The following is a 26141-nucleotide window of genomic DNA, read 5'->3' on the forward strand; positions in this document are numbered from 1 at the left end:
TGACTTGAGTAATGGAAAACGTCTTAGCCGTTAGGTTACTACTGAGCCAGGATGGCACTCTTCAACAGACAGAATGACACGGAGCTAGAGCCTCTATGATATCGAAACTGCAGCCAGCCAAAGGAATCCTGCTATTCTTTCTGTCGCTGCTTTTCACTGCAACTCTGGCTCAAGCCGTTGATAAGGACATCAGCCAGCCCGTTCCGACGCTGAGTCCAAACCTGCAACAGGCCATTGCCAGTGTTCACGTAGTTCAATTACTCTCACGAAGTCATTATCGGAAAATCCCTCTCGATCAAAGCAATATGGAAAAGGTGTTTGATCGTTACCTGGATCGATTGGACCCAAATCGCAGTTTTTTCCTACAGTCCGATATTCAAGAGTTTGAGCCTTACCGGAAAAAACTGGGTGACTCCTTGAAAAGTGGCGACCTAAACCCTGCTTTTTCCATTTTTAATCGTTATCGAGAAAGAGCTGAAGAGCGAGCTCGCTTTATGCTGGCGCAACTGGACAGCGGCATAAAAGACCTGAACCTCAAAAAGAATGAAGTGCTGATCATTGAGCGCAAGGAAGAGCCGTGGCTTCTAAACAAGAAGGCCCAGCAAGACCTATGGAGCAAACAGTTTAAAGATAGTGTATTAAGCCAGAAGCTGAACAATAAAACGGATGAAGAGATCATCAGTCAGTTGCGCAGAAGGAATAGCAACCTGCTTCGCAGACTGCATCAAAGCAAAAGCGAAGATGCATTCCAGACATACATTAATGCCTTTGCAGGGATCTACGACCCTCATACTCAATACTTCTCTCCACAAACTGCAGAGAATTTTGATATTAACATGAGCCTGTCCCTTGAAGGGATCGGAGCGGTGTTGTCGGCAGAAGATGAGTACACTAAAGTTGTCAGTGTCGTTGCCGGCGGCCCGGCTGAAAAAGCAGGACAACTCAAGCCTGGCGATAAAATTGTTAGTGTCGGACAAGGAAAAAAAGGCGAGCTTGAAGATGTTGTCGGCATGCGTCTGGACGACGTTGTTAAGCTGATCCGTGGCGCCAAGCATACTCTGGTTCGATTGGAGATCATCCCCGGCAGCAGTAAAGACAGCAGCACTCGGGTCTATGAGATCGTCCGTGACCGAGTCAAGCTGGAAGAACAAGATGCTTCAAGCAAGATTATTGAAGTTCCCATGAATGGCAAAACCGGCCGAATCGGTGTAATTGAGCTGCCAACCTTCTATATTGACTTCAAGGCGGCCCAATCCGGTGACCCCGACTACAAGAGCACAACCCGCGATGTCCGCAGACTACTCGACAAACTGAAAAAAGAGAAAGTCGATGGACTGGTAATCGATCTTCGCGGCAATGGAGGCGGCTCTTTGCAGGAAGCAAATGAGCTGACAGGGCTGTTTATTGACAAGGGGCCTACCGTTGTGGTCCGAAACAACAGAGGCCGCTCTGAAAGACAGGAAGACCCCGATTCTGATCAACTCTACGATGGGCCAATGGTCGTAATGATTGACCGCCTCAGCGCATCAGCGTCTGAAATCTTTGCCGGGGCCATGCAGGACTATGGCCGAGCTCTGATTGTCGGCAGCCAGAGCTATGGTAAAGGTACCGTACAAAGCATTCAGCCATTAAATCATGGTCAGCTTAAGCTGACTCTTGCCAAGTTCTACCGTGTTTCAGGCCAGAGTACACAGAACCGCGGAGTAATCCCCGATATCATTTTCCCATCCCTGTATGATGGCCGTGATATTGGTGAAGACACGCTACCTGATGCACTCCCATGGGATAACATAGCACCAGCCTCATTCAGACCCTATGCAGATTTTAGCCCTTACTTGCCTGGCCTACAGAAAAAGCATGAATATCGCACCCATAAAAATGCTGACTTTGTTTACCTTCATGAGATGAAAGACTACTTTGAGCATTATGAAAACCAGACCAAAGTATCTCTCAATCAGGAAAGGCGTCAACTTGAATTACAAACCATGCGAAGCCAGCGTCTGGCCATCGAAAATCGCCTGAGAAAATCCAGGGGCCAAGCCTTGCTGAACAATCTGGATGAGCTGGAAGAGATCAATAACCAGGAGCTGGAACAGAAGAAGAAAGATAAAGAACCCGACGCCTTTCTCCAGGAAGCAGGTGTCATCCTGACCGATATGGTGAAAGCTACGAACAACAAACAACTGTTTACCCGTCGTTCTGATTAAAAAGCAATACATCTACAAAAAAGCCCGCTATCAGCGGGCTTTTTTGTAGATGTATTTTGAGTAAAATAAAAACACAGTGCCTATCAACCACCTGCATTATTGATCTGGTCTATCTTAATTAAAGAACCTCAGTCTCTAATAAGGCGATGCGATGATGGATTCACAACTGAATGATCTTTCCAATCTATTTTCTCAGCTAGGCCTCGACAAAAACCCGGATGCGATTGAGCACTTCCTCAGCAAACACTCTTTGAAAAGCGATGAAAAGCTTGAGGATGCGGCGTTCTGGAACCCTTCACAAAAAGCATTTCTGATAGAAGAGCGAGATCAAGATGCAGACTGGTGTGAGGCAATTGACGAGCTGGACACTCTACTGAGACATTAAGCAAGGAGGCAGTTAATACCTCCTCTCTCAATAAATCCACTAATGACTTGTGGATACATCCCCCAATACTTCTGCAAGGCTTGATCTGGAAAGCTGCCCCTGTAACTGGCCATCATCATCCACTACCGGCAAAGGAAAATCAGTATCCAGAGTATCAGGTATTACCGCCTCCAGGATTGAATCAGCTTGAATCGTTGGCACTGTCTCAATCGATATAGAGCTCAGCTTCCGATGAACCCCGTTCAGTACCGCCTGCTCAAGAGTATCCTGAAGAATAACACCCTGATAACCCTCATCATTGACATAGTAACCGAAATCTTCCGATGTTTTTTTCATCTGACTCAGCGCTTCATCAATGGTTTCAGCAGTAATTCGACAAGCAGGTGGCTTCATCACCGTTTCAACAGTCAGCGCCCTGGCACGATTCACATCTTTAACAAAAGCCTCTACGTATTCTGTCGCCGGATTCAGCAAAATCTCTTCTGGAGCACCCTGCTGAACCAGCTCACCATCTTTCAAAATGGCAATACGGTCTCCAAGCCTGAGCGCTTCATCAAGATCGTGGGTAATAAAGACAATGGTCTTATGGAGCTTGCTCTGCAATGCTATCAGCTGGTCCTGCATTTCACTACGGATCAATGGATCCAGCGCTGAAAACGCTTCATCCATCAGTAGAATTTCTGCATCGGTACACAGCGCCCTGGCCAGTCCAACCCTCTGCTGCTGCCCACCTGACAACTGCGCTGGATATTGCTGCTCATACCCAGCCAGACCAACCGTCTCCAGCCATTGCCCTGCTTTTTTCAGACGCTCAGCTTTAGCAACACCCTGCACAGCCAGACCATAAGCAACATTGTCTATTACGGACCGATGAGGCATCAAACCAAAACGCTGAAAGACCATGGACATCTTCTGCTGACGGAATGCTTCCAGCTCTTTGGCAGAATACCGGGTAATATCAGTGCCATTAACGAGAATCTCACCTTCGGTCGGGTCAATCAAACGGTTAAAATGTCGAATCAAAGTCGACTTCCCCGAACCGGAAAGCCCCATGATGACAAAGATCTCACCCGCATTTACTTCAAGATTAATATCCCTGAGCCCGAGGGTATGCGCTGTATCAGCTAGAATCTGATCTTTAGACTCACCACGGTGAACACGGGGCATGACCTTTTCAGGCTGTTTGCCGAATAATTTATAAAGCCCCTTAATCTGGATCAGCGGCTGACTGCTGTTCTTCGGCTTAAGGCTGTCTGTATCACGCATGCTCAACTCCTCCCAGATGCTTCTGGGTTCTTCGGGCATACGCCTGGGAAACCCGGTCAAAAATGATAGCTAGCGCAACAATGGCCAGGCCGTTAAGCAATCCCAAGGTGAAATACTGATTAGTGATGGACTTCAACACTGGCTGTCCCAATCCCTTCACACCAATCATGGAGGCAATGACAACCATAGCCAGAGCCATCATAATGGTCTGGTTAATGCCAGCCATAATGGTTGGCATAGCCAACGGTAACTGCACACCCCATAAACGCTGAAATGAACTGGCACCATAGGCAGTTGCTGCCTCCAGAACCTCTTTATCCACGAGACGAATCCCCAGGTTTGTCAGTCGAATAACCGGAGGAATGGCATAAATCACGACAGCTATAACACCCGGAATTTTTCCAATCCCAAGCAGCATGACAACAGGAATCAGATAAACGAATGCCGGCATGGTCTGCATGATATCCAGCATTGGGGTAACTATTTTCTGAACCCGATCTGAACGGGCCATGGCTATACCAATTGGTATACCCAATAACAGAGAAAGCAACGTACATACAGTAATAACGCTCAGAGTTCTCATGGTATTTTCCCACATACCAAAATACCCAATGGCCAGCATTGAGCAGACAACTCCAAGACTCAGCTTCCATGAACGACTGGCGGCATAAGCCAGCCCAGTAATAGCGGCCAGTACCAAAAGCCAGGGGGAAGCAATTAACAGGTTTTCAAACCAGACAAGAAACGAGAGTAATGGATCAAAAAACGATTCAATCAGATCCCCGTATTCACGGGAGAATTCACGGTAAGCACCATCCAGAGATTTGCGGAGTGCGATAAGATCACTGCGCTCCATATCTGGAAACTCAGTCATCCATGATTCCTTAGCCATACACTTCAGCCTTTATTATGCTCTTTTACAAGAGAGAAATGGCGGTGGCCACACAAACAACTATCTACTACAAAAGCGTGCAACCACCATTGCAAACAGGCGAGTGACGACCTCAAAGAGCAGCGAGCTTTTGCTTCACTTTTTCAACAACATCGGCAGACAACCACTGAGTCCAGATAGACTCATAATTCGTCAAAAAGTGTTCCACCGCTATCTCACCATCAGCCTGATTTTCTTCCATCCAGGCCAGTAGCTCATTCATTTGCTGGTTAGTAAAAGACCGAGTGGCCAGATATTCATAGGCAGCAGGTGCTTTGACAGCAAACGCTTCAGTGGTGATGGTGTTGACTGGAGAGGGTGGGTACATCGTAACCTTTGGTGATAGACAGTCTTCTTTGGTCGTACAGTTCAGGTATTCATCAACATCAATACCGGAGCCGAAGTCAACCTTGACCATTTCGTACTTACCCAACACCGAAGAGGGTGCCCAGTAATAACCAAACCAAGCTTCTTCACGCTCATAAGCTTTAGCAATGGCACCGGACATTCCAGCCCCAGAACCCGGATCAACGAGGTCAAATCCATACTCTTCAAGTTCTAGCGCCCTAAACAGATTTCCGGAGTTGATCTGGCAATTCCATCCGGCAGGACAACCATAAAAGGCAGAAAGCATTGAATCTTCAGGGTGTTTGAAAATCCCAGCCTTCTTTTTAATACCTTCAATGGTTTTCAAATCAGGGTATTTATCGACCATATATTTCGGTACCCAGAAACCTTCTTCTCCTCCTTCTGAAAGAGAGTTCCCTGCGTAACGAAGTCGTTTTTCTTCCACGCCTTTATCAAAGGCCTTCCTCATCGAGTTGCTCCACATTTCCGGAGCAATATCAGGCTCACCCTTTTCGACCATGGAGGTTCCGGTAGCCATAGTATCACCCGGCACCAGCTCGACATTACAGCCAAATACATTCTGCAGAATAAATTGATCAACGTGAGCCATTAATGTTGCTGAGTTCCAATTCATATCAGCAATGGTTACATCACCACACTCATTTGCAGACGCAGCCCCCACAAAAGGAAGCGAAAGTGCAAATATGGCCCCCGCCGTAAATTTACTTTTTAGCATTGCTATACCTTTTTTATATAAATCCATTTTTAATACTGGTTTGAGCTTATCTGCCCTTTCGAATCCTTGAAAAATTGCGGATAAGAATTCCTGCTCAATCGTTAGACAACAAATCAAAAATCAGGCATTTTTAAACCAATTCTCGAACAAAGCCCCCAAAGCAGGCCCAACACCAAGCATCAACACGGGCAATAATTTACACTTCTAATAGTTAGATATCAAATCACTTTCCATTTTAACCCTGCGTAAGCTGTAGAAAAAACATACAACAATCATAGTGTTATGGGTCTGGATAGCCGATATCCAGAAGCGGCGCAGCATCAATAGACTCAGCATCCATCATGGCTGCCACTCTTTGAAGCGAAGAAAGCACTTGAGTTTTTTCCCAGGGCTCCAAAGCCTCAAAACGCTCGATAAACTTTTCATGCAGCAGGGTCGGAGCCGTGGCGAGGACAGAGCGTCCAAGCTCTGTCAGACGGGCATTCACAATACGCTTATCGTTGGTGCTGCGAACCCGCTCAAGATACTGCCGTTCTTCCAAACGGTTCAAAATAGTAGTGACTGTAGCCTGACTCAGTGAGACATGCTGAGAAATACGCTTAACCGTCACATCACCCAGCTCATGAATAGCCCGTAACACCATAATCTGTGGCGTGGTTAAACCACAGGATTTTATCATTCGCTTTGAGTGCAGATCCGTTGCACGAATAATTCGCCTCAGCGATATAAGTACATCAGTCCAATAACATGTTTCACTCATACAACCTACCCACAGCAAGAGGTTAAGGACACCCATCATCCGAAGATGCCGCAACCCATTCAAATTAAGAGAAAAATCTCTGACAAAGCACTCTCACAATAAAGAGCTAGAATAAGATATTGAGCCTATTTGCCATAAAATCACGAGCATGACAAACATAATTTGATATCAAATAATTTGAGCTGTAACATATTTCACCTAAACTCCTACAAAGCTGTAAACAGGATTCTCTTCATGTCACTCCCTTCAGAGCGTTGACTGGCTTCTTGCGGATAGCTCTCTATTCAAACGATCAAACTGATTTTGAACAATACCTGCAAGAGCCTGTAACATGTCCCAATCGGAAAACTCGATGCCTTCCAGGCAAACGATCAATCCCCCTGTATTCTTTGGTTCCGCCATTTTAATACTTCTGCTGGTGGGCTATACGGTTTTCTTCCCTGAAGATGCCAATAACCGTTTTACTCACCTTCAATCCAGCATCATGACCAACGCCAGCTGGTTCTATGTGATGGCTGTAGCCCTGATTCTCTTATGCGTCGCATTTCTTGGCCTCTCCCGTTATGGGGATATCAAACTGGGGCCCGATCACGCAGAGCCCTCCTTCAGCTTCGGCTCCTGGTTTGCCATGCTGTTTTCTGCCGGCATGGGCATCGGCCTGATGTTTTTTGGTGTTGCCGAACCGGTCATGCACTTCCTCTCACCACCACTGGGTGAAGCAGGGACCGTTGAAGCCGCCAAAGAGGCCATGAAACTGACCTTTTTCCACTGGGGCCTTCATGCCTGGGCAATTTACGCCATCGTAGCGCTGATTCTTGCCTTTTTTGGCTATCGTCATGACCTACCCTTAACACTCCGCTCCGCTCTGTACCCTATTATTGGTGATCGAATTTATGGTATTGCCGGCCATACCATCGATGTATTTGCCATTTTGGGCACCATTTTCGGGGTGGCCACCGCTTTGGGCTATGGCGTATTGCAAGTCAATTCCGGACTGAACTACCTGTTTGGTGTAGAAATCAGCACTCATGCACAAGTTATTCTAATTATTGCGATTACCGCTCTGGCTACCATCTCTGTCGCTACCGGTCTGGACAAAGGCATCAGACGGCTTTCAGAAGCGAACCTATTGCTTGCCCTAATGCTGTTAGTGATGGTTGTACTTCTGGGGCCCACCGTCTTACTGCTGCAAATGTTCGTTCAGAATACCGGTGGTTACCTTTCTGATATGGTTGGCAAAACATTCAACCTCTATGCCTATGAACCCACCGAATGGCTTGGGGGATGGACGCTGTTCTATTGGGCCTGGTGGCTTTCCTGGTCACCCTTCGTCGGTATGTTTATTGCACGAATTTCAAGGGGCAGAACCATCCGCGAATTTGTCACCGGGGTTCTGTTTGTGCCTACCGGTTTAACGCTGATCTGGATGACTGCTTTTGGTAATACCGCCATTGATATGATTATGAATCATGATATGGCCAGCCTGGGTCAAGCTGTCGAAACCGATGTACCAATAGCACTGTTCAAATTTTTAGAACACTTTCCGTTTTCCAATATCTTATCGATGATAGCCATTGTTATGGTCGTTATCTTTTTTGTCACTTCATCAGACTCCAGCGCCATGGTCGTTGATATGCTGGCTTCTGGCGGGAACAGTAAAACACCAATCTGGCAGCGGGTGTTCTGGTCAAGCCTGATTGGCATTGTAGCCATGGTGTTATTACTGGCCGGTGGATTACAGGCGTTGCAAACAGTGACTATAGCCTCTGCCCTGCCTTTTTCCATTGTTCTGTTAATTTCCGCCTATGGCTTATTAAAAGCACTGGCAGTCGATGCCGCAAAAAGAGAAAGTCTGGTTAATACAACTTTAACACCGAAAGCGGGCCACAAAGCGGTTCCCTGGCAAAACCGCCTTGCTACATTGATCAGCTACCCACGGAGGTCCCATGTCAGCCGGTTTATACAGGACATCGTACTTCCAGCGATGGAATCCGTCGCATCAGAGCTCAGCAAACAGGGAGTAGAAAGTACTATTCAGCTGGATACTGAGAAACAGATTCCAAGCCTGGTTGTCCTCCATGGCGATGAAGTGGACTTCTTTTATAAGGTAACCCCTCGTTCCTACCTCCAACCCAGCTTTATGCTGGATGAAGAGGATGAAGAGGAGCGGAAATACTTCAGGGCTGAAGTCTTTCTAAGAGAAGGTGGCCAAGGTTATGACATTATGGGCTGGACCAGTGATCAGGTGATTGGAGACATCATTGACCAGTACGAAAAGCATATGCACTTCCTCCATATGGTTCGATAAACCTACTCTTAGGGCCTGTTGACGTTTTTCTGAGCCACAAAGCTTAGGAGGCTGACCGGGCATAGCGCCCGTAGCGAGGATGCAGTCTATTCTCGGACAGACTTCTGGCAACGAAACGCCAACAACAGCCCCCAGGGTGAGAGCTTATCTCTTCACATTAGTCTATAGCTTTTTTCTCGCTTAAGAGCTACTGAATAGGTTTCTGCAAAGCACGTCAATGGTTACACTAGCATCCACACAGAAAAATGTTTTCAACAAGCCTTTAAAGCCATGCTGCCTGAACCCAGCGGCTGGCTTCTTTCGAGATGGTTTCTGTCATACTGTCGAACAGGACGTTGGCAGGCATACCGTTTGCGCCTTAATGACTGATGAATTCCTGAAATTTTCACTGTCCAAAGGCAATGACCTGATCACCCCAAGGCCAGAGTGGGGTTTCCCGGGGCTAAAGGCAGGCGACCGCTGGTGCCTCTGCGCCAATCGCTGGAACGAGGCTCTAAAGGCAAATGTTGCTCCTCCTGTTTTTTTAGAAGCAACTCATCAGGAAACCCTAAATATTATACCCATGACCACACTGCAAAAATTTGCTGTTTAATAAACAGGTTATTCAAGAACAGAGCCGCAGTTCTTCTTTTGCCATGTATAAACAAAAACCCTTCTTGCAACCCACTCTTCTTTCTGCTCACTATTTTATATATGGATAAACAAACTCAAACTGCTGCCCCGTCAAATTAATCGTTACTTTTGAATTATATGAAGCATCGTAGCGCTCCATCCATCCATCAGCAGTAATGTGATAGTTGTTTTTACTGCCATCATTCGTCAGGTGCCCGGATAAATTACCTGTTAAGGTTTTTCCATACACATTAATCCCTTTGAAAAAAAAGCTAAAATTCACACCACTGCAGACATTCACCAAATCTGCATTGCTGCTATAGGGAATCACTACAAACTGCTCTTCGCGCCCCCGCCTTGGCTTGAGCTTTAACCTCATAACCATCATCCCGGAATTGCTGACATGCAGATAAAGCACCAGTTTATATAGCCATATTTTTTCCGTTTTCGAGATACTGTAGGCATCAAACCGGTATGTTCCTGCTGGTATTTTGCAGGCAGTCACTGGCGACGAATCTGCGTACATTGGTTGTGAATAAGTTGGCACAGGCTCTGATCTATAACCCCGATATGAGTGATCATGAGAGGGTGGATATAATGGCCTCTCAGGATGAGGGTGGGCTGGAACATCAGGGTAAGGAGGAGGGTTAAACCGTTCAAAACCAATAGGTTCACCGAAAGCAATCGATGGTAATAAAAAAATAATAAGTTTATGAAGCTTCATAACATCACAGCCATAAAAAGGATTCATTATTCATAGGGCTTTACGGTCTGTGAAGAATAGGCCAAATTCAAAAGCCTATTAATTTGGTTCAAAATTAAACAGTGTCGTTTTAATCTCGTCTCATATAAGCACGGGATAAGCGTGACTGGATTTCGGTCTAATAATGGAAGCTGGCACAAAAGGAACGGTATAAACCCCGTTCCAAAAGTGAAAAAGGCAAACAATGTAAATTAATTCATTCTGAAGTTTCCAATTTATCCTGAGTTCGAAGTTCAAAATCTGAGGCATCATGGCGATTTCTCAACTGCTCAAATGGTTCACCCGAGGTTCTGTTCACCATCCTTCCTCGTTGAACAGCTTTACGCAGCCCTATCTGCGATGACCACCGAACAACATGTTCGTAACTATCCACCTGCAGAAACTCGGCTGCACCGTACAATTTGCCATCGACCAGAGCTCCATACCATGGCCAGATAGCTATATCTGCGATGGTGTATTCATCACCGCACATAAAGGTATTTTTTTCTAAATGCTGGTTCAACACATCCAGCTGGCGCTTGACCTCCATGGAAAAACGATCAATGGGGTACTGGTACTTTTCCGGAGCATAGGCATAAAAATGACCAAAGCCACCACCAAGGAATGGTCCACTACCCATCTGCCAGAACAACCATGAGAGACACTGCGCACGCTTGGCTGGTTCAGCTGGAATGAAGGCATCAAATTTTTCAGCCAGATAGAGAAGAATAGCTCCTGATTCAAACACAGGAATCTCACCACCGCTGCTTCGATCCACCATAGCAGGGATCTTTGAGTTTGGATTGACATCCACAAAGCCAGAGCCAAACTGCTCTCCCTCCATGATCTCAATCAGAAAAGCATCGTACTCTGCCTCTTTTATTCCCAGTTCGAGCAACTCTTCAAACAGTATGGTTACCTTTACACCATTAGGCGTTGCCAGCGAATAAAGCTGGAACGGATGCTTGCCAACAGGAAGCGCTTTCTCAAAACGAGCGCCAGCAGTTGGCCGGTTAATTCCACCAAACTGGCCGCCATTCTCATTTTCCCAAGCCCACACCCTCGGAGGAACATACGATGCATCTACCATGGACAACTCCTAGACCTTTGTTAGCAGGAAAGAGTCCACCATAAGACAATTCCAACAGAAAGGTAAGCGCCTTTCATCATCAAATGCAGAAATTAAAACAGGGTAAATGGTTTAAATACCATGAAGTAGAAAACAGCTATCGTAGCAATAAATGCCAGAACACCTAAACCATACCACCAATTCATTAAACGTCGATGTCTATATGACCACTCTGTCATTAATAAGCGGCTGCCCAATAATGCTTGCTCGGCCAGAGCAGCTACCTTTAGCTGGATAAAAACGACTGGAATCCAACATAAGCCAATAAAAATGTACAAAACCTGCGACACTAATAGCCAATGGGCAGAAAAGGGGTAGCCTGACAGATATATCATCAACACCCCCGTTAACGGCTGAATAATTATAGTCAGAGTGGTAAAAAGCCAGTCAGCAAATACAACATTCTTAGCTACCATGGCAATGATGGACACATCGCCACTTCTGTCAGCCCGCCACATATAAAATGCAGAACCCAAGCCAGTCCCAAAAAGCACAGTTGATGAGAGAATATGGATCAGTTTTAAATAGAAATAATATTCCAAAAATTTGCTACCGAAGTTCGTTTATCGCCCAGCAAATCAAAAGCAAAGGGAAAATTATTAGATTTTTCAGAAGCCCACCCAACGGTTCAAACCAGAATTGAGGGGCCAGAAAACCAATAATAAGAGTATACGAAAGCGTTGCTATCAGCATTAACAGGATAAAGCGACTTCGGAGAGAACCAACCAAGAGCCCAGCCCCAAGAACAATATCAACCCATCCTGTCGTCAACACTAATGGATAATGCCAAACAACTGGAACGCCTATAGTGTCTAAAACGGGCTTAAAATTCTCCAGTGGAGTGACTAAACCAACTAAACCGGAAGCCACCCAAACAAACGCAAGAAACAGAATGACCAAAGGCCTTAACAAATACAGTCTGGCATGCCAACGATCTTGCACATAACTGGCTTCACTCTCAAGAGCATGAATGACATTAGCTGGTGAGATATTTAACACATCAGATATCTTTTCATATTCATTGGCTGTCGCCACATTGCCTCTGTTCAAGAGACTATAGACAGTTTCACCCAGTGGCCCATGGCCAATATATTAACCCGCTTTCACGACCAGCTGCACCAGCTTAAGTGGAATTGTAATTACCCTTGGATTCGAAAAGCCAAGCCATCGCCTTGTAGCCAGTATCAAAGCTTTCAGGGTTATAATTTCTGGCCCCACTGCGTACAACAAACGTTGTACACATCGTAGGCTGCTCCACTGATTCAACAACGATACTTGCAAGATCATCCAATAAAACTGGTTGAATGGTTTGAGAACCATCCCCAGGCAAAAAAACGACAAAGGGTAAAGCGGCCAGACTTCGAAGCAGAGAGCTTCCACCATAAGAGCCCCGTAGTGATACCACCACCGATGGTCGGATGACGACTCCCTCCACGCTACTGGTTAATACTTTTTCATCAAAAGCGTGCTTACTTTGAATAAACTCAGCATCCTCAGGATGCCCTAAAGCAGAAACCTGAATAAATCGCTTTACACCAACCTGTTCACAAGCATTTAAAAGTGCTGTGGGAGCCTGACAGTGAACTTTCTGAAAATCACCTTTATTATTTTCCCTTAAGATTCCTGCACAGTTAATAACGATATCTATACCGCTAACTAATGGCAGCCAGTCATCCATTGACAGTAATTTTTTAAAGTCACAGATTACCCCCCTGTGACCAATGGATTTTTGAGAGCGATAAATCGGCACCACTTCATAGTTACGAGCTTTTAACTTCTGGATTACCGCACTGGCAATAAAGCCTGAAGCACCTGTAACCATTACTCTCAAGTCAAAGTCTCCCTTATAAACTCAACAACAAACCATATAAATATCATATATATCAATAGATATTCCAGCTAGAAAAAGAACTAAAGCATGAATATTGCGTCTAAATCATCAATCCGCTTTCACACTACAGTCAATCAATACCAGCTAAATCCTATGAATAGCATCTGTCCTCCATGTTTTGCCCACTTGGAAAAAGCAATACTTGCACTGGATAAATCAACCCCAACATCAGAAATCATATGGAAATCAAGAAAATTCGGACCTACTGAATCCTACAAGAATATTGGTTCATTAAAAATGAATAAGTTCACGACGGACATCTCCCCGTCAGAAATTCCTTCGCGATCGAGTTGTATTTGAAGGACATGGAATATGTAACCTTCCAATTAAAAAAATTAAAGTCCCTCCGGCAACAACCATCACTTTATATACTGGACTGAACTACACCTTATCTGAAGATGTAACAAAATGCATAGCAAAAGAGCAGAAACTACCAAACAGCTTACGTTAAAGGGGGAACAAATATTTTTGGATATCATGATGCAGAAATACTTGGTGGACGTTCATACCTTACTGGACATAGGAGAACGTACTATGATGGAGAAATGGTTCCCAATTATCTTCTCTATCCACCTTCCGGGTATATGAACATTGGGGATAAGCAAGTCACAACGACTAAACCCATTTTTCTCAAGCCCCTGCTACTTAAAATAAGGGAAAAGATTGTCACTGGGCTTCATGCACAGCAGTGAGATTTACCAAAAAAACCAGTTTCATTCTAATATGTAACAGCCACATCAAAGCAATACTACTGCTACTCAGAATCATCTACTTCTCCAGATACGCTTATTTAATTATTTTTTCATACTTTTACATGAGTTCAAACCAACATAATCGGAGTGTGCAAATAATGATAAAGACAGTTGTTATATCAGCTCTGCTTCTTGGCTGTTTTCTCGTTATGGCCAACCTTGTTCCTAACCTGCTGCAGAATACACGCTCCCCTGCTAATAAGCATGAACCAGAAAAGCAGAACCATGACCAAGTTATTAAATCCATCGTTTTATTAATTGGAATGGCTATCTTGCTTACACTTATTTTGCATTTCTGGCACTGAGTACACATCGGTGATTCATTAATTTAACCATTTAGCATTGCATCTTCGATGGCAGAAGTGAAAAATAGAATATGTGGAAATCAACAGTGACAAGGTCGTCCATGATACCAATAGAATCTTTTCTTGATATATCACCTCTTAACTGGAAGGCTCTACTAACGAGCCTTCTTTGTGGAACCCTGCTTGGTGCTGAGAGACAGTTTCGTGGTAAGCCAGTCGGCATTCGAACCGCCTCTCTGATTACTCTAGGGACATCTCTAGTCATTATTCTTTCTAAAAGTGTTGTTGCCGAGGCAACAGACCCTTCAAGAATCATAGGGCAGATGATTACCGGTATTGGTTTTATCGGAGCGGGGGTGATGTTTTCCAGAGACGGTCTGGTACAAGGTGTAACATCTGCAGCAACCATCTGGATTCTGGCAGCGATTGGCATTGCAATAGGACTTGGTTATTACGAAGCTGCAGTAAAAGTCAGCCTTTATGCTCTGTTAATTCTCACCAGTGTTAATGTATTAGAACGTTTGTTTAAAAGTTTAAATCGTGGGGTTCATGTCAAAAATGCAAAAGCAGGAAATCAGTCGATATCAGATCAATAATTTATAGACCAAGTATCAACTTTATAAGACATATATACTGTTTTTATTTTGATTTCCTTTGCCATTTTACTTTATCAACCACACCATCCCAACAGCCAAAGGTAATCCCCGGAAAAACTCGCTCCAAGTCATTCATCGCACTATGGCTATAAGTTTTATGGTCCAGCAGGTAATTTTTACTGGAACTCTTTTCAGTGATAGGCTCTTTTTGATTTTTTTCACCTCTGATTATTGTATCAGCCATCGCCAGCAACGCATCATCCTGAAAAGGTCGAGTCAAATAACGAACGCCCGGGTAATACTGGAGTTCCTGAAGAACCAGCTTCAAATCTCCAAAGTTACACAAAACAAGTCCTGGAACACCATCTCGCTCTTCCTGAACTTCATCAATCAAGCTTATGCCATTTTTTCCTTTTAGTCGGTAATCACAAATCACTAAATCAACAGCCAAACTACCAACTTGCTCAACAGCTTCTTTCCATGAGAGCGCTGTCTCACAAAGATACCCATTCGAGACAAACAGGTTTTGCAGACGACCAATAAAACCTGGATTATCGTCCACCAGCAATATGCGATTCCGGTAACTTTTTCGCCCCCCCGATGACTGAGTCATTGTGATTTACCCTCAGAATGATTCAGATCCAACGACTTAACAACCCGATTGCGCCCCTGCATTTTGGCTTCATAGAGCGCCTCATCGGCACTCTTGATCAACTGTTCAAAAAACGTACCTTCAGTACCAGGCATACAGCTTGAGACCCCAATACTGATGGTTACCCAAGCACACACTTCAGACTGCACATTATCAAGCTTCAATGAATCAACAACCTTGCGGAGCCTTTCCCCAACCGCAGCAGCACCATCAATATCAACCCCCGGGAGGAGAGCAACAAACTCTTCACCTCCAAAACGAGCAACCAGCTCCGATTTGTGCTCCATACTGCTTTCCATCGCTTTTGCGACCTTGCAAAGCACTTCGTCACCATACTGATGGCCATAATGGTCATTGCATTTCTTGAAGAAATCAATATCCATCAGAACAACAGACAACGGTTTACCATCATCAGTCGCTCGTTCCCATTCATTCTGCATGGTTTCCTGAAAGTAACGACGATTAGGAATACCAGTAAGGCCATCCATACTCGCCAGCTGCTGAAGCTTAATGTTACTGGCAGCCAGCTTTCGCTGACTGATATCCAAAGCCCGGAATGCTTCATCTCTTTGCAATAGCCGAATATAGCAATTTGAGTGATAACGAATTCTGGCTATTAGTTCGATGGCTTCTGGCAATTTTATCAGATAATCATTACCACCAGCAGTGAAGACTTCAGCCTTCAACTTTGCATCATCCTTCATAGACAGAGCTACAACAGGAACCGCCCTGGTTGATTCATTCACTCTTAGATAACGCAACAGCATTAAACCATTAATGTCCGGCATAACCATATCAAGCAAAATAACCGTCGGTTTGAGCTGCTCAGCAACATCAAGCGCACTACTGGCATCTGAGCAATAATGCATACGGAGGTCATCTTCATTTTCCAGCATCACACGCAGCGCTTCTGCAACCATCGGGTCATCATCTATAAGCAGCACCAGTCCGTGTGACTTAGCATCAATTCGTTGACTGATAGACTCTTCATCCATTGCCACGGGCTTTTCCTCCATGAATCTCGCGCTTTCGATGAGAAGGCTTGATCATTTCCTTTAACCGTCTGCCAATCTGCTGCGGTTCCAGTATTTCATCGGCAGCGCCACGCTGCGCAGCATCCTGGGGCATCCCATACACCGCACAACTGGCCTGATTCTGGGCAAAGGTATAACGGCCAAGACGTCGGAGAGCAAGCAACCCTCTTCCACCATCACGCCCCATTCCCGTGAGTAGGACTGCAGCCATATCATGCTGCCAGTGCTGGGCTGCACTGCAGAAAAATTCATCCACCGAGGGTCGATAGGGGTTATCAACCGGATCACGGGTATAAATCAAACTGCCAGAGGCATCCATAATCAGATGATCATTGGTCTTTGCCAAAAAAACGGTACCTGCCTCCGGTTTTTCCCCACCATGTATGGTTCTTGTTCTCATAGGGATTTGCGAATCAAGCCACTCTGCCATCCCGGAAGCATATTCCTCATCCATATGTTGTACGATAACCACTGCAGCCTGTGAGTTTTCAGGAAGCTCTGACAACAAAAGTGCAACTGCCCCCGGCCCACCGGTTGAGCATCCAATAGCTATCAACAAGTCGGGCAAGTCAGGCGAAAAACGACTTCTGCCACCTTGCAAGGAATCCCTTCTTGATGAAAAGCCCTTACTGACATTTTTTAATGCTTTTTCCTGGGTAACGGTTTTGAGCTTACGCATCTTGCGAACAAAAGTGGAAATACTGTCTGATTGCCTGGAAGGCATTTCAACGGCATCTATTGCCCCTGCAGAAAGGGCCTTGAATATGGACGCGTTATAACGCTCTATGTAAGAAACGATAACAATCGTGCAATCGTATTTTTTCAAAATCGCTTTTGTTGCTTCTACACCATCCTGCTGCCCGGAAAGTCTGATCGCCATGAGGATCAGATCTGGAACCTGCTTCCTGCAACGCTGAGCAGCCTCAAGCCCGCTGCCAACGCCCCAGACAACCTCCCAGCCCAAACGCTCCTTCACCAGGCGGATCAAATGCTCTCGCTCCGACAAGTCGCCCCTGACAACCCCTACTTTCATAAATTCAGGACTCCTCCATCACCCGCACTGTCATCAGGATACGCACTGCCAATCAGGTCTCTGACGGTACTGATGAATGTTTCGTCCATAAAACTACCCTTGGTAAGGTAGTGGTCAGCTCCCACTTCCATACCTCGCTTTCTATCAGACTCACGGTCCTTGTAAGAGATGATAATGACAGGCAAATGCTGCAGGTGCCCGTCCCCACGAATGTGGGAAATAAGACCAAAACCATCCATTCGGGGCATATCAATATCAGTAACGATCAGGTCATAATCATTCATGCGCACGGCATTCCACCCATCAGCACCATCGACCGCCACATCCACACGATACCCCTTATCTTCCAGTAAACTTTTTTCCAGCTCACGAACCGTGACAGAATCATCAACTACCAGCACGTGCTTGGCAGAAGCAGCCCTTTCATCGGCTGATGCTGCTGCATCACAGCGGTCTATACGTCCTTCACTAACCAGTCGCTCAATAGAAAGCACAAGATCATCCGCATCCAGAATCAAAATTGGCGTACCATCATCAAGGAAAGCGGCTGAACTGATATCCTTTATCTTCCCCATACGAGGATCAATGGGTCTTTCAACCAGTGTCGTCTCACCGATCACAGAATCAACGGTCACAGCATATTGATGGGTTCCACGCCCCAAAACCACGGCTTGCTGGTGATCCACTGCCTGATTGTTTTCAGGAAGCTCCAGCAATTGATGGGCACTCACCAGACCCAGCTGACCTTCACTGCCATCCTGAACATACTGTCGATTCTCAAGCACCTTGATATCATCAGCGGTGAACGTAAGCACCTTATTAAGCGGCCCTACCGGCAAGGCGTAATAATATCCAGCCACTTCAACAACAACGCAACGCAGCATTGAAAGCGTTAAGGGCAACAACAGCTCGAAGCAAGACCCCTTTCCCTCTTCAGAGTGAACAGCAATTCGCCCACGCAGGTTTTGCACCATTTCGTGGATCAGGTTCATACCGACACCACGGCCAGAAACGGTAGTTACCTCCTCTTTAAGAGAAAAACTGGGAAGCAGGAGAAACTCATAGAGCTCTGAATCAGACATATTGGCAACCATCTCTTCAGTCGCCATGTTTTTCTGAAGAATTCTTTCTCTCAGCTTCTGCCGGTTAACGCCACCACCATCATCCTTGACAGTAACAACCAACAAACCCGCTTTATGGCTTGCTTCAAGAGTGATAATACCCTCTTCTTGCTTGCCTCGTTCGCGGCGCTGCTCTGTTGATTCAAAGCCATGATCAATCGCATTCTGAATCAAGTGAGTCAAAGGCACATGAAGCTGCTCAAGAATGTCTCGATCGACTTGAGTGTTTTCACCTCTTATATCCAGACGAACCTTTTTACCCAGCTTGTGTGAAACCGTTCTCACCAGACGAAGCAAACCCTGGGTTCCCTCTCGAAAAGGGCGCATTCGGTGACCCAGCGTTTCACGAACCAACTTATCCGTTAGCCAGGTAGTTTTGCGTTCATACTCTTCCAGAACAGCACAGTTATGGTTAACCGCCTCCTCAACAGCTAACGACTCCCTCATCAGTTCATTGATATAGTGTCTATCACTTTCCTCAAGTTGATAATTCCTCATCAGCTCAAGGCATTTTTCAACCAACAGATTCATACTCCGTGCGCTGCGTCTTAGCTTTATATTCTCCTGCCAGAACTTTTTCAGCTGACGCGACTCAACGGACAACTCACCGGCCAGACCAATCACTTTATTGAGCTTTTCTGCATTTACCCGAATAACCCTTTCTGCGGAAGCTTCCTCTTCTTTAGGAACATCCGTAGCTATTGGCTCTTCAGATGAGGTAGGTGTTGGTATCTCACTTTTTTCAGGCTTTTTGAAACTTTCAGGAGCCGTTAATACTTTTCCCAGCTCCTTTCTAAGCGCTACAGAGTTTTGCAATGCGTCAGTATCAACTTCGCCGCCCTGAGTGGCCATCCCTGACAATTGGACAATGCTATCAACACCTTTCAGCAGTAAATCCGTATGATTGCTATTGATGGTAATCTCTTGCTTCTGAGCACTGACAAAAATGTCTTCCAATGTATGGGCCAGCTTCATTACCGGATCAATATCTGCCAGTCTGGCACCTCCCTTGATGGTATGCGCCATACGCATCATGGTTTCCAGGCGCTGATCTGAGCTCAAACCTTGTTCAAGCTCCAACAAATGCTGCGTCAGGACTTCAACACGCTCTTCCAGTTCTTTCCAGAAAAGATCCCTTATCTTCAGGAGCGCAGGGGTAACCTCTTTCTTTTGACTTAATGCTTCAGATTCTGAAGACTCATCTTCATGTACATTTGACGCAGAGTCCTGATCAGGCGTGGTCAGCTCAACGGGCTCGATGTTTTCAGGCTCATCAATCGGTATTTCAACACAGGAGGAACTTTTCACGGAAACAAGAGTTGAGCCAAGCTTAGAAGCCTCTTTTCCCAGACTTTCGCGAACACCATCATTTCTGACGGCATCATCAGCAATGCGTTGTAAACATTTGCAGGCAGAAAGCAGAACAGGAATGTGTTTTTTGATCAGAGACTGTTGCTGATCTCGCTCTTTTGAAGACTTTTGACACCAGTTTTCAGCAAAGTACTCAGACCATTGCATCATTGCTTCAAGCAGCTCAGAAGCCTCATTCACCTTGGCAAGGATAGCCCCTCCTCGGGCAGCGCGAAGCAGCTCAGTCAACTCAGCAAGGTCCACACGCTCTAAACCAGCCTCCGCCTTAAGTTTCAGCAGCTCCTGAAGCCGAGTAGTCTGTCGGTCGACCTCTGACTGAAAGAGCGTTACAACAGCCCCGGATGGCTTTGCTTTTCTTTCCTGTTTACCGGCATCCTTGTCGGTCATAAACCCTATCCATCATTTCATGGCCTGTTCAAGCCCATACAGCAAAAGAGTAGAGTCCAATAACCCTACCCGCTTATCTTCCAACTGCAGAAGGCCAATACTGTATTTATGTGCAGCTTTACTGACTGTAGACGGCAGTGGTATCACACTCTCTGAGCTGTACCTTGCCTGCCCCCATACTTCATCAACTTCAATAACCAGCGGTTTATCGGTTTTTCCAATGGTCATCATCCGTGGATATGCTTTGTGAGTCTCCTGGTCTGGCTCATCACTGCTCTCTAAGGCACGAATACCCAATAACTTTGCCATGGAAACCACCACCAGAGCATCGCCATCAACATTGGCAATCCCCTTGATACCACGGCTGCTTCTATGGGGTACCCAGCAACAGGGCTGAGGTTTAAGGATACTCCCCACTACAGCGGTATCTAACGCAAACCACTCGGCCCCGAGGCGAAACAGAGTCACTTTTCTCAAACCCGAGTCTGAATATTGCTTGGCTTGACGATAAAACGCACTGTAATGCTCCATTTCAGCAGCATCTGGCAATAACTGGCCTGAAAGACAGTCTCGCCCAGCCTGAACATAAGTCGGGCAGTTACGGCAATGGATCACATCATTCAGTACAGGACAAGTCGCACCATGGCTTGCCCAGACACCAATCTCCTGCCAGCAGGCATCAATTTCTGCTGCGGTCTCCGCTACAGAGTCGTTCTGAATCAACGCTTCCTGTGACTCGTTCTCTGCCATTCCCTATTCCCTCAATGGCTTTTGCCAAACCCTGTTATCCGCTCAGCTCAAATATGATCAGCTGATTAAACGGCTTAATCTCACCCTGAAATTTTCTGCCTTTCCCATCTCACCTTGACGTTCACAAACCATGGCACTGTGCAGCAATGCTTCATGATGTTCCGGGTTCAGGTACAGGACCTTGCGAAAGTAGTTGGATGCTGCGTCCCACTCTCCCTCTGCCTCGCTGATAATCCCCATCATGAACTGAGCCCCCGTATCTTCCGGGCTATGCTGCATAAGCTGCTGACATGACTCTCTGGCTTTACTAAGCTTTCCGCAATCCACCAGTTCTTCTATTGCTTCAAGCATTGCGTCACTACTCAGTATTCCTCCTGCGGATGTCTCTTCAGGTGCCTGGCCAGACAGGCTTTTTTCTATCATTTCAGGTTTCTGTAACAATGATGATGCTTGCTTACTGCACTGTAGATCCGTGGTCTGAAGGCTTTTTGTGAATGAACTGGCTTTTTGCTGAGTAGCATTTAATGAAGATGAAGGTTCTTTTGCAGGCTTACGTTGCAGAGGGAGAAAAACTGGTTTTCTAGTCCTTGAATCATCCGTCTTCTGAGCATTATTTACTTTTTTGCTAAAGCAGAATCGCTTGCTTCTATCCAGAGTTGAAAAACCAAACTGAGACATAGAAGGCGCTTCACAATGGCCTACGATCAGAACTCCGTGATCCTTCATACTCACTCGTAATACATCTGCCATTTTTTTGCGACTGGCTGTATCCAGGTAGATCAGGAAATTACGGCAGAAAATCACATCATAAGGCTTAACTTCAATATCTTGGGTCAGCTCCAGTAAATTAACCTGATGAAAATTGGCACACTGCTTAACCGATAACTTCAAGTGGAAGCCTGCTGCAGTTTGATCAAAATAAGGCTTGGAAAAATCAGGCATCGTTCCTCGAAATGAGACCCGGCCATAATCTGCCTTGTGAGCTTTCTGAATCGCTTCCGTGTTGATATCAAAGCCATCAACAACAAACTGGTCTGACTGCAAGCCAATATCCATTAAAGCCATCGCTATGGAATACGCCTCTTCGCCACTGCTGCATGGCATACTGGCCACCCTAAAAGGTGACTGACTATTGAGACTTGTTCGGCAGCGCAACGCTTTCTCCTGCAACACAGAAAATGCCCGAAACTCTCGAAAGAACCAGGTTTCACCAACGGTTATTTCATCCACAAGTGCACTTAGCTCTTGCGGCTCTGCCGTTACCATCAGGTAATACTGTTCGGGATTGGTTACCCCGACAGTATCCATTCGGCGTTGTATGCTTTGATCAACCGCATCCTGACCAATAGATTCAGGATCCAAGCCTATGTACTGCCTTAATAATCCGGTAAGGGCTCTAATTGACATGGTTTACTGGCTCCCCATGAATATCTTGTTGGGGATATAGCTGGCTAGCGATTTCATGAGGTATGATCTTCTCCACCTCCAGACAAAAAACCAGCTCGCCATTGCTCAACATTGCAGAGCCTGAATACGGGATATGTTTATTGCTGACAACCTCTGGTGTAAATTCGCCTTTTTCAAATTTCATGGTTTCGGTTGCCTGCTCAACAATAAAAGCCAGTAATAAACTCTCATCCTGTACACGATGAAAATTAACAACAACAATACGAGTACATGCCAGTTGTTTGCTGGGCTTGTGACTAAACAACATGGCAAGATCAATGACCGGAATCAGGTTTCCCCGGTAATTTAGGGTACCCGCCAGCACTGGGGAAGAATGAGCCATTTTATTCACAGGTAAAAAGGGAATGACCTCAACAATGGCATCACTGCCGAGGACATAAATCTGCTCTGCAATTTCAAAGCGTAAATAAATCATGCTACTGCATCATCCCTGAAAAAGGGTTACCTCAAAAGCTAACTGCGTTCCTGAGAATGCTTATTAACAAATTTTATAATTTCAGACTTTAAAGTGATTTCAATAGCGATTTAATTTATTCACTTTTTCCCGAAACCAACTTTAATTCCATTAGCAGTGGTTCATTCTTTTAATTGAAATACGGTAACTGATTGTTGTAAACGTTCTGATTCACAATTTAATTCATCAACGACACTGTTTGACATCCGCATTGAATCATTCAAGTTACGAATAGTTTCACTTAATTGTGAAAGTGCTTCTTTGATTTGCTCGGCTCCATCAGACTGTGAGCGCATACCTGTATGGACTGACTCAAAGTGGGGCCCCAATGTCTGAACTTTCTCAACAATCAATCTTAACTGGCCACTGACCTGCCTGGTATCATCCACCCCCTGACGGATTTCATCAGAGAACTTCTCCATTCCCATAACACCTGCAGATACAGCTGCCTGCATTTCCTTGACCATCTCTTCAATATCAAAGGTTGCTACCGCTGTCTGATCTGCCAGGCGTCTTATTTCAGTAGCAACAGTACTGAATCCGACACCATACTCCCCAGCTTTATCAGCTTCGATGGCAGCATTAACGGATAACAGGTTTGTCTGATCAGCAATTTTGTTGATAGTGGTCACTACCGCATTAATCTTGTTTGCTTTCTCATTCAATACTGTCAGCTTGTCGGAGATATTCTGGGATGCCAGCACCATCTGTTCTACGGTACCACTCATTCTCGCAAGGCCATCATGACCCTGCTCCGCAAGACCCGAAGTATCGTCAACTGCCCGTGCAACTTCATCCATGTTATCTACAAGATCACGAGCAGTTTGTGAAATATGTTCCGAGGTAGCCATAATCTCATGAGTTGTTGCTTCCTGCTCTTTCGCAGAAGCCGCCTGCTCTTTGGTGGTAGCGCTGATATTCACCGCCGTACTTGAAAGCTGTGTGCCAGACTGTTGAACATTATTGACCAGCTCAGAGATGCTATCAGCCATATCATTAAAGGATTGGCCCAGCTGCGCCATCTCATTGGTTCCCGGGGCATTAATACGTGTTGTTAGATTACCCTTGGATATTTCTAATGTGGCATTGACCACTCTGTCCAAACGCGACGTCAGCGCCCGGGAATAGAACATAATCAACAGACCCGCGAGAATGATGACGAGAACGCAGGTGATCACTAGCTGTTTGATCAAATAGCCATTTTCAGTTTCATGCAATGTATGCACCGTCTGAATCAATGCCTCAAGCTCATGAATCAGGGCAGCTTCTTCACCACCCGTCATTTGATCAACTTTTCTATAAGATAACGTTTGTTCCGGATCAAATATTTTCAGGGCGGAGATGTGCAATTGATTTAGTTCTTCATGATGCAGCATGACCTCTTCTACACCGGCTGTATCAATCTCAAGGCTGGAAAGAATAACCAACACATCTGTCAAATATTTGGCAGAAAGCACTTCCATCTCATGCATTTGCGTGAGATGAGTATCATAAGCCTGCTGGTCATGACCACGAAGCAGAATGTTCTTCCACTCATCCAGCTGCCGGGTCACCGCAACTTCAGACTTTTCAAGAAGGAGGTCTGCCCGATTTAGCTGCTCAGTCTTCTGAAACAACCAGAAACCCGTGCCTCCGAGGCCAGCTAACATGACAATAAAAACCAAAACCAGCATAACGAAAAGCTGCATCTTGAGCTTTACATTATTTAAAAACAGGTTCCACATGCAGATTCCCTTCTCGGCAGACTGTTCGTATTAAAACTGTAGGGGGATGGAATTCAAACTATTCCCCATATCTAAATAAAGCCTAGCCGATTGTGAATAAGGATGGTTGAGAGGATTTACCCAATTTAGTTACGCAGTAAAGAAAAATAGGGAACTGCATCAGCAGTCAATTATTTGATAAAAAAAATAGAACGCAGCCACTGCAAGTCAAAAACGTGGCTGCTGCGAAATGAATAAAGGATAGGTGTGGCTTAAGCGAAAAGCAGAATGTTGTGCACGGCTATCAGAGGCCAGCAAACAATCTTCACAAAAAAAAAACCTTACGAAGGGTATCGTAAGGTTTTTGATATATGGCGGACCGGACGGGACTCGAACCCGCGACCTCCGGCGTGACAGGCCGGCATTCTAACCAACTGAACTACCGGTCCGCTGCTTTCCAATAACTTCTGGAAGTTATTGAGAACCTGGTGGGTGATGACGGGATCGAACCGCCGACATTCTGCGTGTAAAGCAGACGCTCTCCCAGCTGAGCTAATCACCCTGCATGTGTGGGCGGTATAATAGCGAATCGAGAGATACTGTCAATCCCTTTTTGTAGAATTCACTAGGAAAACTACCCGAGAAAGACAAACTTCAAACACATGACAGACGTTGTACCGGAGTTAACCACCCAAATGGATATAACTCTTAATCCGCCCTTCCTCTTTCAGCTTATCGATGCGGATCTGCTGTACGGCAACACCATGCTTTGTTTGCAATAGCACCAGCCACTTGAGCAACTTCTGGTAAGCTGCGTCTTCTATCCAGACCGAAAGGCCTTTGCGGTCTGGCTGTACTCTTCCCAGGGTAATACCTGTCTGTTGAGCCACACTGGCCGCGATGGAAGAAAGTTCCTGTCGCACCGATGCTACCTGCTGGTTCTTCTGAAGATCACGAGCCTTTGATAAATTGCTATGCAGCCAGGTGTTGATCTCTTCCTGATAGAGGAAGTCTGCTTTCTGGCTTTCAGACCACTGGATTACCGGCTCCCAGACCAGAAAGTAGATCAGTCCCACAAACAGTGCCGCAGCGAGCAACTGGAGTGCTTTCCGGTCTCTCGGTGAGCGTATCTCATACCATAATTTACATTGCTGCCAGTACGGATTAGCCATCAGAAGGTTATTCAATTTTTGCATGGTTC

Annotated in this window: 24 protein-coding genes and 2 tRNA genes; 6 read left to right on the forward strand and 20 right to left on the reverse strand. The window is 45.6% G+C overall.

What is annotated here, in order from left to right; translation table 11 throughout:
• Positions 1–95 precede the first annotated feature (95 nt).
• Positions 96–2207, forward strand: coding sequence for a carboxy terminal-processing peptidase (locus GV64_RS16500; RefSeq protein WP_020583835.1), 2112 nt, complete (start codon positions 96–98; stop codon positions 2205–2207).
• 151 nt (positions 2208–2358) lie between these two features.
• Complete coding sequence (locus tag GV64_RS16505; RefSeq protein ID WP_020583834.1) at positions 2359–2592, forward strand: DUF2789 domain-containing protein; 234 nt, start codon at positions 2359–2361, stop codon at positions 2590–2592.
• Between the two features lie 39 nt (positions 2593–2631).
• Here GV64_RS16505 and GV64_RS16510 read toward each other — a convergent pair whose 3' ends face one another.
• The 4 genes from GV64_RS16510 to GV64_RS16525 all read right to left on the reverse strand — a co-directional run bounded on the left by GV64_RS16510 (position 2632) and on the right by GV64_RS16525 (position 6633).
• Complete coding sequence (locus GV64_RS16510; RefSeq protein WP_020583833.1) at positions 2632–3858, reverse strand: quaternary amine ABC transporter ATP-binding protein; 1227 nt, start codon at positions 3856–3858, stop codon at positions 2632–2634.
• Positions 3851–4750, reverse strand: a complete 900-nt coding sequence (locus tag GV64_RS16515; RefSeq protein WP_026258443.1) for an ABC transporter permease — start codon at positions 4748–4750, stop codon at positions 3851–3853. Before GV64_RS16515 ends, GV64_RS16510 begins: the two co-directional genes overlap by 8 nt.
• Before the next feature lie 112 nt (positions 4751–4862).
• On the reverse strand, positions 4863–5873 hold the full coding sequence (locus GV64_RS16520) for an ABC transporter substrate-binding protein (RefSeq protein WP_020583831.1): 1011 nt from the start codon (positions 5871–5873) through the stop codon (positions 4863–4865).
• 280 nt (positions 5874–6153) lie between these two features.
• The gene (locus GV64_RS16525; protein WP_020583830.1) at positions 6154–6633 is read right to left on the reverse strand and encodes a MarR family winged helix-turn-helix transcriptional regulator; all 480 of its coding nucleotides are present in this window, start codon (positions 6631–6633) and stop codon (positions 6154–6156) included.
• A gap of 331 nt (positions 6634–6964) precedes the next feature.
• Between GV64_RS16525 and GV64_RS16530 the strand changes: the two genes are divergently transcribed.
• A complete protein-coding gene (locus GV64_RS16530; protein ID WP_026258441.1) occupies positions 6965–8941 on the forward strand; it encodes a BCCT family transporter in 1977 nt (658 codons plus the stop codon).
• Positions 8942–9158: 217 nt separating this feature from the next.
• Complete coding sequence (locus GV64_RS16535; protein WP_026258440.1) at positions 9159–9533, forward strand: DUF2237 family protein; 375 nt, start codon at positions 9159–9161, stop codon at positions 9531–9533.
• 90 nt (positions 9534–9623) lie between these two features.
• On the opposite strand, the gene GV64_RS16540 is transcribed toward GV64_RS16535, so the two are convergent.
• Entirely contained in the window at positions 9624–9932 is a 309-nt protein-coding gene (locus GV64_RS16540) for a hypothetical protein (protein ID WP_152554097.1), read from the reverse strand.
• A 95-nt stretch (positions 9933–10027) separates the two neighbouring features.
• Between GV64_RS16540 and GV64_RS25345 the strand changes: the two genes are divergently transcribed.
• A complete protein-coding gene (locus tag GV64_RS25345) occupies positions 10028–10204 on the forward strand; it encodes a hypothetical protein (protein WP_157237078.1) in 177 nt (58 codons plus the stop codon).
• A 308-nt stretch (positions 10205–10512) separates the two neighbouring features.
• On the opposite strand, the gene yghU is transcribed toward GV64_RS25345, so the two are convergent.
• The 4 genes from yghU to GV64_RS23925 all read right to left on the reverse strand — a co-directional run bounded on the left by yghU (position 10513) and on the right by GV64_RS23925 (position 13246).
• Complete coding sequence (yghU, locus tag GV64_RS16545) at positions 10513–11385, reverse strand: glutathione-dependent disulfide-bond oxidoreductase (protein ID WP_020583825.1); 873 nt, start codon at positions 11383–11385, stop codon at positions 10513–10515.
• A 92-nt stretch (positions 11386–11477) separates the two neighbouring features.
• Positions 11478–11966, reverse strand: coding sequence for a DUF2269 family protein (locus GV64_RS16550; protein ID WP_026258438.1), 489 nt, complete (start codon positions 11964–11966; stop codon positions 11478–11480).
• A 7-nt stretch (positions 11967–11973) separates the two neighbouring features.
• Positions 11974–12459 (reverse strand): DoxX-like family protein, encoded by a 486-nt coding sequence (locus tag GV64_RS23920; protein WP_051087833.1) that lies wholly within the window; start codon positions 12457–12459, stop codon positions 11974–11976.
• Between the two features lie 88 nt (positions 12460–12547).
• Complete coding sequence (locus tag GV64_RS23925; RefSeq protein ID WP_051087832.1) at positions 12548–13246, reverse strand: NAD-dependent epimerase/dehydratase family protein; 699 nt, start codon at positions 13244–13246, stop codon at positions 12548–12550.
• Between the two features lie 1227 nt (positions 13247–14473).
• Between GV64_RS23925 and GV64_RS16570 the strand changes: the two genes are divergently transcribed.
• Entirely contained in the window at positions 14474–14968 is a 495-nt protein-coding gene (locus tag GV64_RS16570; protein ID WP_020583820.1) for an MgtC/SapB family protein, read from the forward strand.
• A gap of 43 nt (positions 14969–15011) precedes the next feature.
• Here GV64_RS16570 and GV64_RS16575 read toward each other — a convergent pair whose 3' ends face one another.
• From GV64_RS16575 to gspM, 11 genes are all read right to left on the reverse strand, one after another.
• Positions 15012–15581: a response regulator gene (locus tag GV64_RS16575; protein ID WP_020583819.1), complete on the reverse strand. Its 570-nt coding sequence runs from the start codon at positions 15579–15581 to the stop codon at positions 15012–15014.
• The gene (locus GV64_RS16580; RefSeq protein WP_020583818.1) at positions 15578–16636 is read right to left on the reverse strand and encodes a diguanylate cyclase; all 1059 of its coding nucleotides are present in this window, start codon (positions 16634–16636) and stop codon (positions 15578–15580) included. Before GV64_RS16580 ends, GV64_RS16575 begins: the two co-directional genes overlap by 4 nt.
• The gene (locus GV64_RS16585) at positions 16608–17687 is read right to left on the reverse strand and encodes a chemotaxis protein CheB (RefSeq protein WP_020583817.1); all 1080 of its coding nucleotides are present in this window, start codon (positions 17685–17687) and stop codon (positions 16608–16610) included. Before GV64_RS16585 ends, GV64_RS16580 begins: the two co-directional genes overlap by 29 nt.
• Positions 17684–20566 (reverse strand): hybrid sensor histidine kinase/response regulator, encoded by a 2883-nt coding sequence (locus GV64_RS16590; RefSeq protein WP_020583816.1) that lies wholly within the window; start codon positions 20564–20566, stop codon positions 17684–17686. The genes GV64_RS16585 and GV64_RS16590 overlap by 4 nt, the downstream gene beginning before the upstream one ends.
• 12 nt (positions 20567–20578) lie before the next feature.
• On the reverse strand, positions 20579–21316 hold the full coding sequence (locus tag GV64_RS23930) for a chemotaxis protein CheW (protein WP_020583815.1): 738 nt from the start codon (positions 21314–21316) through the stop codon (positions 20579–20581).
• Positions 21317–21373: 57 nt separating this feature from the next.
• A complete protein-coding gene (locus tag GV64_RS16600) occupies positions 21374–22723 on the reverse strand; it encodes a CheR family methyltransferase (RefSeq protein ID WP_081622184.1) in 1350 nt (449 codons plus the stop codon).
• Positions 22713–23198: a chemotaxis protein CheW gene (locus GV64_RS16605; RefSeq protein ID WP_020583813.1), complete on the reverse strand. Its 486-nt coding sequence runs from the start codon at positions 23196–23198 to the stop codon at positions 22713–22715. Before GV64_RS16605 ends, GV64_RS16600 begins: the two co-directional genes overlap by 11 nt.
• A gap of 161 nt (positions 23199–23359) precedes the next feature.
• The gene (locus GV64_RS16610; RefSeq protein ID WP_020583812.1) at positions 23360–24961 is read right to left on the reverse strand and encodes a methyl-accepting chemotaxis protein; all 1602 of its coding nucleotides are present in this window, start codon (positions 24959–24961) and stop codon (positions 23360–23362) included.
• Positions 24962–25312: 351 nt separating this feature from the next.
• Positions 25313–25389, reverse strand: a tRNA-Asp gene (locus GV64_RS16615).
• 37 nt (positions 25390–25426) lie between these two features.
• Positions 25427–25502 (reverse strand) — tRNA-Val (locus GV64_RS16620).
• 121 nt (positions 25503–25623) lie between these two features.
• Entirely contained in the window at positions 25624–26136 is a 513-nt protein-coding gene (gspM, locus tag GV64_RS16625) for a type II secretion system protein GspM (protein ID WP_157237076.1), read from the reverse strand.
• Between the last annotated feature and the right edge of the window lie 5 nt (positions 26137–26141).

It is taken from the genome of Endozoicomonas elysicola (assembly GCF_000710775.1).
In the GTDB taxonomy this organism is placed as follows: domain Bacteria; phylum Pseudomonadota; class Gammaproteobacteria; order Pseudomonadales; family Endozoicomonadaceae; genus Endozoicomonas; species Endozoicomonas elysicola.